The 11,955-nt window shown below is 38.3% G+C and carries 12 protein-coding genes; 7 read left to right on the top strand and 5 right to left on the bottom strand.

Annotation, left to right across the window (positions count from 1 at the left end; genetic code table 11):
* Positions 1-71: 71 nt before the first annotated feature.
* Positions 72-503 carry a hypothetical protein gene (locus tag DB41_RS07490; RefSeq protein ID WP_039386052.1) on the top strand — a complete coding sequence of 144 codons (432 nt, stop codon included), beginning with the start codon at positions 72-74 and terminating at the stop codon, positions 501-503.
* Between the two features lie 306 nt (positions 504-809).
* Positions 810-1,043 carry a hypothetical protein gene (locus DB41_RS07485; protein ID WP_039386051.1) on the top strand — a complete coding sequence of 78 codons (234 nt, stop codon included), beginning with the start codon at positions 810-812 and terminating at the stop codon, positions 1,041-1,043.
* Between the two features lie 52 nt (positions 1,044-1,095).
* Here DB41_RS07485 and DB41_RS07480 read toward each other — a convergent pair whose 3' ends face one another.
* The 3 genes from DB41_RS07480 to DB41_RS07470 form a co-directional block, all read right to left on the bottom strand.
* Positions 1,096-2,514, bottom strand: coding sequence for a Do family serine endopeptidase (locus tag DB41_RS07480; RefSeq protein ID WP_039386050.1), 1,419 nt, complete (start codon positions 2,512-2,514; stop codon positions 1,096-1,098).
* Between the two features lie 10 nt (positions 2,515-2,524).
* Complete coding sequence (locus DB41_RS07475) at positions 2,525-3,910, bottom strand: dipeptidase (protein ID WP_052244003.1); 1,386 nt, start codon at positions 3,908-3,910, stop codon at positions 2,525-2,527.
* Positions 3,911-4,025: 115 nt separating this feature from the next.
* A complete protein-coding gene (locus DB41_RS07470; protein ID WP_238578464.1) occupies positions 4,026-5,207 on the bottom strand; it encodes a M48 family metallopeptidase in 1,182 nt (393 codons plus the stop codon).
* An 896-nt stretch (positions 5,208-6,103) separates the two neighbouring features.
* On the opposite strand from DB41_RS07470, the gene DB41_RS07465 reads away from it, so the two are divergent.
* Both DB41_RS07465 and mnmA read left to right on the top strand, forming a co-directional pair.
* The gene (locus DB41_RS07465) at positions 6,104-7,387 is read left to right on the top strand and encodes a dicarboxylate/amino acid:cation symporter (RefSeq protein ID WP_039386049.1); all 1,284 of its coding nucleotides are present in this window, start codon (positions 6,104-6,106) and stop codon (positions 7,385-7,387) included.
* Positions 7,388-7,406: 19 nt separating this feature from the next.
* Positions 7,407-8,543 (top strand): tRNA 2-thiouridine(34) synthase MnmA, encoded by a 1,137-nt coding sequence (gene mnmA / locus DB41_RS07460; RefSeq protein ID WP_193365245.1) that lies wholly within the window; start codon positions 7,407-7,409, stop codon positions 8,541-8,543.
* 64 nt (positions 8,544-8,607) lie between these two features.
* Here the strand turns inward: mnmA and DB41_RS07455 are convergent, their stop codons facing one another.
* Entirely contained in the window at positions 8,608-9,288 is a 681-nt protein-coding gene (locus DB41_RS07455) for a hypothetical protein (protein ID WP_052244001.1), read from the bottom strand.
* A gap of 417 nt (positions 9,289-9,705) precedes the next feature.
* Between DB41_RS07455 and DB41_RS12995 the strand changes: the two genes are divergently transcribed.
* Both DB41_RS12995 and DB41_RS11330 read left to right on the top strand, forming a co-directional pair.
* Positions 9,706-9,849, top strand: coding sequence for a DUF4116 domain-containing protein (locus tag DB41_RS12995; protein WP_080502456.1), 144 nt, complete (start codon positions 9,706-9,708; stop codon positions 9,847-9,849).
* Positions 9,794-10,012 carry a DUF4116 domain-containing protein gene (locus DB41_RS11330; RefSeq protein ID WP_080502455.1) on the top strand — a complete coding sequence of 73 codons (219 nt, stop codon included), beginning with the start codon at positions 9,794-9,796 and terminating at the stop codon, positions 10,010-10,012. The genes DB41_RS12995 and DB41_RS11330 overlap by 56 nt, the downstream gene beginning before the upstream one ends.
* 229 nt (positions 10,013-10,241) lie before the next feature.
* Here the strand turns inward: DB41_RS11330 and DB41_RS07445 are convergent, their stop codons facing one another.
* Positions 10,242-10,664 (bottom strand): thioesterase family protein, encoded by a 423-nt coding sequence (locus DB41_RS07445; RefSeq protein WP_039386046.1) that lies wholly within the window; start codon positions 10,662-10,664, stop codon positions 10,242-10,244.
* Positions 10,665-11,064: 400 nt separating this feature from the next.
* On the opposite strand from DB41_RS07445, the gene DB41_RS07440 reads away from it, so the two are divergent.
* Positions 11,065-11,496, top strand: a complete 432-nt coding sequence (locus tag DB41_RS07440; RefSeq protein ID WP_039386045.1) for an F-box protein — start codon at positions 11,065-11,067, stop codon at positions 11,494-11,496.
* The last annotated feature ends 459 nt before the right edge of the window (positions 11,497-11,955 follow it).

The raw sequence follows: 11,955 nt of genomic DNA, 5'->3' as shown, positions 1-11,955 counted from the left end.
GTTTATATGACTTGTTTTATTTAAAGGTAGTAACTATAATTACTTTTTGAGTAATAAAACTTGGATGAGCCATGATCCACCCTTCTGTAAGGACAACCTCCCGGGTACCTCCCTCTATTAAAATAGAGGAACAAGAGAACCCCACAGTTAGAGCCATACAAATATGCAAAGAAAAATATCTTACCGACTTTAAGCAAAAAAAAATTATTGCCTTGGCAATTGTGATTGGAACCTTATCTTTAACGCTTCTTTCTGTGGTAGGTTCAATCGTAGCTGGCCTCACCTTAGCTTCTCCTCTAGCAGTTGCTTTATTAGTAGCTACTCCTCTAGCTATTGTAGGAATAGGCTTTCTTATCAAAAAAATTGATGACAAAACTCTTTATTGGTCGGGGGGAGTGGCTAATCTCCTTATCGAGAAAAAAGCTAAAGAGGAAAAGGAAGCAAGAGAAAAAGAAAAAAATAACGCTTGCAAAGTGACCGTGTCTGAAAATAATCAAATTTAGCTTGCAGCTTTTCTGTTTTCCTAAGAAATAGCTCCCTCTTTGGCCTAAGAAGTTTAGCTTCTTAGCTCTTTATCTGCAATTGCTTGCCGGCTTTTATCTTTTCTTAGATGATCAGACTGCCTTTAATTTAGGTAAGCTATTTAGCCCGCTGTGGAGGTTATTTATCTGATAGCCAGAAGGTTTTTTCCTACCTTTTTAGTTTTTTTAAGTTCTATTTTTTTAGGAAATAGAGCTTTCCTTTACCGAAATTGAAAGAATTTGCTATAAAAGTGCTGTTTCTAAATTAAACCCTGTGGAGAAGAACCGATGAAATTAAAATTAGTTTCTATCTTATTGTATACGATGATACCTATGTTAGTTACAGCTGCACCTGCAGCCGATCAATCAGCTGTTACAGAGGAAAAAGTTCCTTTCAATCTACATAGCAATCCGGATACAACAGATGTTTTTGCTATTCCTTTAGACTCTAGCGAAGCAGAGCTAGATGGGGAAGAAGAAGAACTACAAGAACTTCAAAAATACGATGTAAAGAAAAATTAAGTCTTTAGAAGAAGTGCGAAGCTAAATATAGCTTCGCACTTAATTATCTCCCTTATTTTACCCATAAAGAAATAAAACGTGTGGCATTTCCTTGCTTAGCCAGCAGGAGGACTGGCTTATTGCTATCATGGGTATCCAAAAGCTTATTAAACTGATCCACGCTGCTAACAGGCTGTTGATCAAGGCTTAAGATTAAGGTTCCTTTTTTTAGACCCGTCCATGCAGCGGCGCTATTAGGCAAAATCTTTGAGATCACTACGCCTTTTTGATCGCCATATCCTAAAGAGCGGGAAAGTTCAGGTGTAAGTTCCTGTACTTCAAGACCTAATTTGTTTTCTTTTTGCGTCGAACTAGGAGTTCTTTCTCCTAAGCTAGGCATCCTGCCAACTTCTAGGGTGAGGGTAAAAGGTGGTATATCTTTGCGCTGAATGGTAAGAGTTAATTTGCTGCCTGGCTTCATCAAGCCAATCGCATTCCTTAGCTCTCCAATAGTGTTAAATGAACGATCATTATATTGGAGAATGACATCACCTTGTTTAATGCCAGCTTTTTCTGCGGGTGAATCTTTACTTACCTCTGCTACAAGGGCTCCTTGAGGTTTTTCTAAGCCTAACGCTTTGGCAAGGTCTTTGTCGACTATCTGCAAAGCAACCCCTATAAAACCATTGGAGATGGTTCCGCTTTCTAAAATTTGTTCAAAATCATTTTTAATGATATTACTAGGGATTGCAAAGCCAATACCCATATGGCCGCTACCATTTCTTGATATGATGGCTGTATTCATGCCAATCACCTCACTCTTTAAATTCAGAAGAGGACCTCCCGAATTACCCCGATTAACCGCAGCATCTATTTGAATAAAATCTTCAATTTGAGCAATATCTAGGTTATTCCGGCCTTTAGCGCTCACCACGCCGACGGTTAAACTGGCCTCTAAGCCTAGGGGAGCGCCAATAGCCACAGCCCATTGGCCTACTTTAATCTCATCCGAGTTAGCTAGCTTAAGGTAGGGTAAACCTTGCGCATCAATTTTTAACACTGCTACATCGGTGCTAGGATCTTGTCCAATAATAGTAGCAGTAAAGCTTCTTTTATCATTCAGGATGACCTCTATTTCAGTAGCTTTGTTGACAACATGGCTATTAGTAATAATATAGCCGTCAGAGGAGACAATAAATCCAGAACCTTGATTGATTTCTAGTTCAGGCAAGGGTTCAGGATAAAGAGGAGCACCAAAAAAAGGCTGAAAAGGTTGAAAAAACTCCTCATTAAAGAAATTGCTGCGCGGAGGAAAAAAGCTTTTTGTTTTAACTTGAATGGAAACGACAGCAGGAATTGCTTGGTCAGCAATTTGCGTAAAGTCTTGTAAAAGAACATTTGAACTGATTTCTTTAGAACTTAAAAGAGAACCTTGGCTAAAAACTAAGGAAAAACATACCAGGGTCCATAAACTACGTTTAATTAGATGCATAATTACCTTCCTAATTGGCTAAAAATTCAAGAGTTCGTGCAATAATTAAATAACCTTTTTCTAATCGATCGATTCCAAAATGCTCGTTAGGAGCATGAATCTGATCATCAGGCAAGCCCAATCCCATGAGAACAACCTCGCTTTGGCTGGCTTCAGAAAGCTGCTGGATGATCGGTATCGATCCTCCAGAATATGTAAAAGCACATGAAGTTTTATACACCTCCTCATAAGCTTTAGCGAAAGCTTGTACACATTTAGATGAAGGCTCTACTCTTACTGCCTTGCCTCCGCCTGCATGGATATGAACTTTCACTTCCACGCCCTCGGGAGCTTTTTGTTCAATAAAGTTAGCTATTTTTTTAGCAGCCTCCTCAGGAGATTGGTGAGGGACTAACCGACACGATAACTTAGCTATAGCTTGAGAAGGAATGACAGTTTTAAAGCCTTCTCCTGCATATCCTCCTGAGATTCCATTAATTTCTATTGTTGGTCTAAGCCAGCTTCTTTCTAGGGGTGTATAGTTTTTTTCTCCTCCCGTAGGCTTAGCTCCAAATGTAGAAAAATACTCTTGCTCGTCAAAATCAAAAGTAATTCTTTGTTTTTCCTCTGGGCTAAGCTCCTGCACATCTTTGTAAAAGTCAGGAATTCTTATACAGCCTGTTGAATCTCTTAGCTGTGATAAAATATCTACAAGCGCATGCAGGGGATTATAAGCTATTCCTCCATATGAACCTGAATGTAAATCTGTCTTAGTACCTTTAACTTCCACATCCATGGTTACGATTCCTCTAACCCCTAAGGTAACTGCAGGAGCTGTAGGATGGCGAAGTCCTAAGTCAACAATGGCAAGATAGTCTGCTTCAAGTTCTTTCTTTTTATGGGCCAGTAGTTCTGAAAGCCCTAAGCTGCCACATTCTTCTTCTCCTTCGATGCAAAATTTAACATTAATTGGTAATTTTCCATCAATATTCATGAGAGCTTTGAGGGCAAAAAGTGTGTAAAAACATTGTCCTTTATTGTCTTGAGCTCCACGTGCATAGACCTCTCCGTGGCGAATAGTAGGATCAAAAGGGGGAGTGTGCCATGCCTCTAGGGGATCAACAGGTTGAACATCATAATGATTGTAAATTAATAAGGTGGGCTGGGAGGGGCCTGCCCTCATGTAAGAGGCAAAGATGACAGGATGCCCTTTAGTAGGCCAAATTTCAGCCTCGAAACCCATCCTTTTAAGATAGCTCATCACCCATTGGGCACAGGCTTCCATCTGGGATTTATAGCCTATCTCTGAGCTAATACTTTGAAAACGTAAAAAAGTAAAATATTCTTCCAAAGCATTTTTTTCCTGCTTTTTATAATAGTCCTGCAAAACATGCAGGGAAGGGAAAGAGTTTGGCATCAATTGACCTCTGGATAAACGTTGAATGAAACTTAAAAAGATCTATACCATTGCTCAGGTTTTTCTCTCAATAAAAGTTCCCACTGAGGTGTAAATCGTGGCTTAGTGAATGGTTCTATAAGTTAATCATGAGATAAAGCAGAAAGGTTAAAGCAGTGGCGAAAAGGGCAAAATAGATTAGAAGAGCTTTTTTTACTTTACGATGATGCTGCTCGATTAATAGAGGGTTTAGCAGGCAAGACTTTAAAAACTCTACTCTTTCTTTGATACTGTAATGATGCCAGTTAGGAGTGGCGTAGTCTCCATTAGCATAGGCTACAGCTTCTAAAGCTTTAATCATAGATTCCAAAGGTAAACCGACTTTAAAAACATGCAAGTCTGCCTGTCTTTCAAAAAGCCTAGAGAAGAAGCCAAACACGCCGCGAAAATAGCTTAAGGTAATAAGTGCATAAAAAGAAAAAATCTTGAGCGTGTGGAAAAAATTTCCTGCCACGGAAAGAGGCCAAGCCTTTTCTTGAGCTAGAATGTAGGACAACGGGGCAGAAAAAAAATAAAAAAATAGACCGGTAAGTGGAATGATACCACCTAAAATAAAGGGATAAAACAATAAATGACGATGAGTATTATGGCCGATTTCATGGGCCAGGATGGCTTCAATACTTTCCGTTGAAAGTTCTTTTAAAAGTCGCTCTGTGAACATAACATATCGAAAAGGAGATATGACTCCCATAATGCCCGCGGTCAGTTGATCGTGCATTACCGTCCATGTTTTCATGCCTGCATGTTTAAATCCCGACTTTTGACAAATCATTGTTAAGCGATTATTTAGCGTTCCTGCAGGTAAGGGTTTGCATTTCCAAATTATTTGAAGGAAATAGGGAAGAAAAATGAATAGCAAGATAGCGATGAAGAGACTGAAAGAGGCAGACATCCATTCAAGAGTTTTTGCAGTAACCTGCGAGCTTACCAGGGCGTTAAAAATGTCTAAAACCAGGGTGATAATAACAAAAGGAAGGAAAAAGGGAATCAATAGCTGTAGCTGCCGTTGAGCATAATAAAAGCGTGTCTCCGAAATGCTGTAAGAATAAAACTTCACAAATGAAAGAGCATAAAAAAGTCCTAGCCCTCCTAAATATAGGCTAAGTTCCCACAGAATGTTAGGAAAATGCATGTTTTGCATGAAGGGAATTCTATGAAATAGACGGCCAGCATCTAAGAGATATTGATAAACGCTAAGGTAGGCTAACAATTCTATATTTATAATGAAGAGAATAAAACTCGGCTTTCTTTTAAACAACTTCTTTAAAAAAGGGTATTGAAAAAAGAAGGTACTGCATAACCCTATATAAAGAAGCAAGGATATGCCAAAAGCACTCCAGGCAGAGTGAACTGCTGGCGCTGAAGTCTCTGGTAAGCTATTCATTAGCAGGAGAGCTAAAATTAAGAAAAAAATATGGGTAAACATAGGAGTAAATTATAAGAGCTTTTTCTACAATTAATCAACCTCCCTCTTTTGATGTTAATCTCTCCTTTGATAAGAGATCATGAAAAATTTAGGAAAATTTTTGGAAAAGAGTTAGCATTTATCCTCGTAGATTATCTAATACAAGGCCTTTTCTCTACACTTACATGCCTAACATGCTGGTTAAAATTTTTTAACTATCTATAACAAGAGTAAGCTTGCAATCCTTGCAGCTATGTAAAAATTTATCAAGAAACTAAATCTCTTGGTTTAACAATTTAAACTTTTGAATGGAACTTAAAAACGCCTAACCGCAGGAATTGAGCTTATCTTTTATAAAAGCCTCATTATGATTGATTACAAGGGAGGATGGTGATTCCTTTAACCTAAAAAGCATAAAGGCAAGTAAGATGGATTAAAAAGAAAAAAATGGGCTAATAAAAAGCTATTTTTCTCAATTAAGCTGGCCACTCTATTCTTAAAAAGCAGAGAAGTAACTTTTCTTCTCTTTTATTAGAGGTTGGGCCTATCTTCCTGTTTCTCTAGGGAGGAGGGCGCGACCTTTTAATTTGTCTGCGGAGATAGATATCTTAGTGTGTGGGCATAAAGCTTCTATTTTTAGCTAACTTGTGGTTGACTTTAAAGGTTTGGATTCAGGCGGTCTTTATATTATTTCATTTTGAAAAAAGAAATTTTTCTTTATAATTTTCTTATTTTACTTGGGTAGTTATATGAAAAATAAAGTTTTGATTAAAGTTTTTGCCTCCATTTTTTTAGCTGTGGGGGCCGGTCTTTGGTCGGGAGCAGATAAAGCGTTGGGGGGAGTGCCTTTCGTTCAGCTATATAACTTAATAGGTCAATTATTTCTGAATGCTCTAACATTAGTGGTTGTACCTCTAGTGTCTTCTTCAATCATTGTAGGGGCTGCTCGTATGGGAAGTGAAGGGGCATTAGGGACCTTAGGCTATAAAACTTTTAGTTATTTTATTTTGACTATGGTGCTAGCTGTAGTGGTTGGATTGGCTTGCGTTATGCTCATTAAGCCAGGCATAGGCCAGCCAGTAGAAGAGTTAAAAAGTAGCCATCCACAAGCAAGCAGATTAGTAGAGCTTCATGCTCAAGGGCAAAGCGGAAGTTTTCAAAAAATTGAACAGCTCCTTTTGAAGCTTGTACCTTCTAATATCTTAGCTGCTGCCTCTCAAGGGCAGATGCTAGGGCTCATCTTTTTTAGTTTATTGTTTGGATATTTTACCTCTACTATAGACCCCTACCCCAGTCAGGTTATACTAGGCTTTTGGAATGCTATCTTTCAGGTGATGATGAAAATTACTCATTTGGTTATGCGTGCTTTGCCGATCGGTGTTTTTGGTCTTGTAGCTAAAGTAGTAGCTACTACAGGAATAGAAACTTTTCGCTCAGTAGCCTGGTTTACTTTAACATTTTTTATTGCTTTATTTATTTATGCGGGGATTGTTTTGCCTCTACTATTAAAGTTTGTCGCTAAAGTTAGCCCTCTTGCTCATGTGCGCGCAATGGCTCCTGCTTTGTTAACAGCTTTTTCTACTAGTTCTTCTGCAGCTACCCTGCCTTTAACCTTAGAATGCTTAGAAAAACGTGCCCATGTGTCGAATAGGATTTGCAGCTTTACCGTGCCGCTAGGTACCTCATTAAATCTTACAGCTTCGGCCTTATTTATTTGTGTGACCGTTTTTTTTATCGCCCAGGTTTATAGTGTGACTTGGAGTCTCGGCTCGATTGCGACTATTTTTCTTTTAATTATTTTCTCTTCTATAGGCATGGCAGGAATACCTTCAGCTTGTCTTGTAGGAGCTATCTTGGTTTTACATACGATAGGATTGCCTGTAGATGCTATTGGTTTAGTATTAGCAGTAGAACGCCTTTTAGATATGTGTAGAGCAGTAGTTAACGTTTTTGGGACCTCTTGCTGTGCCGTGCTAGTTGCCCGGTCTGAAAAAGAAAAAAACACTTTAACATCTCTTTCCGGCAAAGCATAAAAATTAATAAGATAAGGCTATGATGATACCAAATAGGCAAAAAACTGTTGTTGTAGGAATGTCTGGGGGCGTAGACTCGTCTGTAGCGGCGCTGCTACTAAAGCAGCAAGGGTATCATGTAATTGGAATGTTTATGAAAAATTGGGAAGAAACCGATGAGCATGGAACCTGTAAAGCTTCTTATGAATATGAAGATGTTGTACGCGTTTGTGAGCAAATAGGCATTCCTTATTATGCGGTTAATTTTGTCAAAGAATATAAAGAAAATGTTTTCAATCAGTTTTTAGAGGAGTTTAAGCAAGGATATACACCCAATCCTGACATTTTATGCAACCGCGAGATCAAGTTTAAAGTCATGTTTGAAAAGGCATTGGCATTAGGCGCTGATTATCTAGCTACCGGACATTATTGCCAATCTTTTACCCATGATGAGGAAAGCATTCTGGCAAAAGGGATAGACTCTGGTAAAGATCAAAGCTATTTTTTATATACCATTAAATCCCATGTGCTTTCTAAAGTTCTTTTTCCTGTTGGCAACCTTCACAAGCCAGAGGTTCGAAAAATTGCACAGGAGCATTGTTTAGCTACTTCTGCTAAAAAAGATAGTACAGGCATCTGCTTTATTGGTGAGCGCAATTTTAAACAATTTTTAAGTCAATATATTGCTTATCGGCCTGGAAACTTTGAAACTCTTGAAGGGCAAGTCATAGGTATACATGATGGAGTGGCCTATTATACCATAGGTCAACGCAGGGGAATGGGGATTGGAGGACAAGGAGAGCCCTGGTTTGTTGTTGGTAAAGATCTAGAGCGTAATGTGGTTTATATTGAACGGGGGGCTCATCATCCGGCCCTTTTTTGTGATGAATTAGTCGCTTGTGAAGCCAGCTGGGTCTCTCCTCATGGAAGGTCAACCTTACCCTTGGCTTGCAGAGCCAAAGTGCGCTATCGGCAGACAGATCAAGCCTGCACCATTATGACAGAAACAGACGGGCAGTTAAAGGTTGTCTTTGATGTTCCTCAACGTGCCGTCACCCCTCGGCAGTCAATTGTATTCTATGAAGGCGAAAAATGCCTAGGAGGAGCAATCATTCAGTCGGCAGGAGTATCCTATTACCATCAGAATAAAGCCTTACCTAAGCATATTTCTTTATAAGCCGGGTGAGTTGTTTAGTTTCGCCCGACTTTCCAAAGTAAGCAAGTTTATTAGAATCTACCTTCTAAAACCAGTAGGCTAAGCCTGTTTTCATGCCATAGCCTCTAAGGCCATGCTTCTCGCGTGTTAAGCTAATGTTGTAAGCAAAACCTAGATTAAGTGACCAGTGTTCATGAAGGTCTTTTTCTATCAGGAGTGCATAGCTAGGACCTTTAGCATTGCTCTTACTTTTGTCTGTGCCCATGCTTTTAATGGTTGTATGACTGCGACTCCAGGCATATTGTACCATTAAGCCTACTCGGCAGCCCTTTGCAATTCTATAAAAAACTTCGATAGAAATATAGGGGGACCAAGAGCGAAATTTTTCTTTAGCTATTAACTTAAAATCTGCGATTTTTAAGGGAATCTTAGTCTTAAGCTGAGTGTAATTAGCACCAATCGCAGGAGTAAAACACCACCTTTGAGAAGGAATAGTAAAGCCTAAGCCACAACCTGTGGTTAACAAGGTGCCTCGATTGGATCCATACATAAAACCAGGCCTAATGCATAACCCTTTATAGACAAGAGCATTAGCGTCGATTTTTATAGTAGGGAGGTCCATGGTTTTAACAGTTTTTCCAAAGTTCACAATATCTAGATGGACGAAAGTAGGAGCAACATCAATCTTGCCTCGGCAATCTCCATGTAAACAAGGAAAAGCAACTATAGATAAGCAAAAGCTTAAAAGTGAGAATAAGTTTTTCATCAATACATCCTATTAAAAAGTAAACTTTTAACATAAAAGGCAAAAAATTTCTAGCCTTAAATGTGCTTGTCCTTTTTAGCAGCCTAGATTTTTATTCTTTAAAATTGTCTCGGGCATGTTTATTGCATGCTTAGCATCATTAAGTATTTACTTAACGTAGGAAATATTGAATACCTGCCTAGGAAATCTGAGTAGAGTCTTTAAGTAGTCCTTTTAAAAGATTGAAATCCTCTAATTTCGCCTATGTATCTGCTGTTCAATTTTAATCTGCTAAGAATTACCAGCTTTATTCATTGCAAACCACGCCAAAGGAAAGGCTTTTCCTTTATACCATAGCTAAGGTTAAAATATTAATGTTTTTTCCCCTACCTGTCTATTGGTTCCCACAATAATCAGCCTTGCTTTCCTTAAAATGGTTTGGCGCTTCGGTATAGCAGCGCAGCACTTCAGAATAATAGAGAAATCGTTCTTGCGGCTGTCCAGCAAAACGGTTCGGCGCTTTATTATGCTGCTAGCGCAGCACTACAGAATAATAGGGAAATCGTTCTTAGCGCTATTTAAGAAAAAAGGTTTGGCGCTTCAGTATGCTAGTGAAGAACTGCGGAACCATGAGGAAATTGTTCTTGCGGCCGTTCAGCAAGACAGCCGGGCACTTAGGTATGCTAGCCACAAGCTTCAAAAAGATTTAAAACCTATGGTTAGGCAAGAACAAACAAATTTATAGGAAGACGCTTTTGAGTTATTTATTATGCAGCCCCATACTTTATAAGAGTCCTCTTTTTAACTATCAAGAAAGCTTTCAGAGGGTTGGATATGTAGACTAGGTTTCTTTAAAGCGTATAAGCTAAAAAATACGCCAAAAAACTTTTCATTTTTGCCTCATCCAAAATAAGGAGAGGTTGGAAATTAAGGCTATTATTCAGGCGCTCATACGACTTTTTAAAAGAGAAAAGCTAAGTTTTTTGCTGAATAGGCTGATATTTCTTAAATATATTTTTTAGTTCGTCGGGAAGTGTTATTTTTGAGCGGGTCTGAGTATCCAGGCAAACGTGTACAGTTTTGGCTTTACCGATCAGCAGATGGTCTACTTTCCTGAAAATTTTGTAAGCAAAAGAAAAGGAGGTTGTTCCTAGATGAATAACTTCAACATGCACCTCTAATGCATCTCCTACTTTAACCGGCTTTAGGTAGTCTGCTTCAGCATGTACAACTACGAAAGCGAACGAGGAATGGTGGAAAAGGTGATCTAAAGTAATTCCTTCCTGGTCCATTAGATCTTCTAGCGCATCATGTACAAAGCGAAATTGCTTAGCGAAATAAAGGATACCTGCCATATCCGTGTCATGCATTCTTACTTTGTTATAACTGATAAACATGTTATGTCCTTAAGGTCTTCTGATAAATTTTTAGATGATTATTCGCTAAGTAGTCATTAAGTCCATTCTTCATAACATCTTGCATAAACTATTGAAAGGCAAAAGGTAGAAAATGGTAAGCGGCCACCCGTACAGGCTAACTAAGCCTTTGATGCTAAGCAATAAATGCAAATCAAAAAGCTTAGCAAATAGAAAAAATAGCTATTTAGGAGTATTTTTGGCGGTGTAGGTGCTCCATAAAATCTCCTCTAAAGCCCTATCTATCCTGCGATCGCTTACCATGTTGGCATGAATAATTATAGTAGATAGGTAATATTGTTGTTTGCTAAATTTTTTTTAACTTAAAAAGACAATTTGCGTTGAGAATGTTTTTAACTCTATTAATTAAGGAGTCATTATAATGGGATGCTTTTTTTTTAACTTTAATCCTTTTAATTGTATAGATCTGCACCCTTGGCGTCTTATTACTGAGGCCCCTCCCTCAATAAAAACGATACCAGAAGAATTGATTGTGCATATTTTTTCTTTTCTCTCCCCCCAAGAGCTTGTGGATGCTCAGCAAGTATGTAAACGCTGGAGAAGAATAGGAGATGAAGAGACATTGTGGAAAAGACATCATCACCAGCATTTCAAAGACAAACCCTTATATATTAGCTTGTTTCTAAGAAAAGCTCGAACTTTTAGGAATAGTTATCTTTTTTATAGCCGCTGGGAATTAATAGACCGGAAAGCTAAGCTAGAGGCTGCCGCTTTGCGTGACTCTCCCGCATATAATCCAATTTTTTCCGAGAGGCTGTTATGGATGAATCAAAGTCAAAGCTTTAATCATTAAAAGAGCTTAAGGTTGTAAGGGGAGGCCGGCAAAAAGAAGAATGGAGAAAATGAAATTTTGGCTTTTCAATATGTTTATTATTTTTTTCTTGTATTTTGAAGGGGGTATTTTATTGACCTTAAATTAAAGAGGGGGATGGGGATACGTTAAATTTTACAAAAAAAAGCCATAGGAATTCAATAGGTGAAGCAGCTACGATCTTTTTAAAATTTAAATTAAAAAGTATAAATTATAGACTTTTAAGCAGTTCTTGATGCAATCCTATATTTAATAAAAGCTTGGCTTTTAAGGATGCGGCTATCTTTCAAGGGGCTAATTACTTTTCAAAGCCTACACAAATGGTTCCCTTAAAAGGCATGATGAATATAAATATACAAGGCATCCCTCATTTAGAGAGAATTGACCTTATTGGCCAGGTAGCAGGCAATTGGGCGATAAATAAGCATTTATAGTGGTTTG

Source organism: Neochlamydia sp. TUME1, assembly GCF_000813645.1.
Classification (GTDB): domain Bacteria; phylum Chlamydiota; class Chlamydiia; order Chlamydiales; family Parachlamydiaceae; genus Neochlamydia.
Note: the sequence above shows the minus strand (reverse complement) of the source record. Positions and strands in the feature narration are given on the sequence as shown.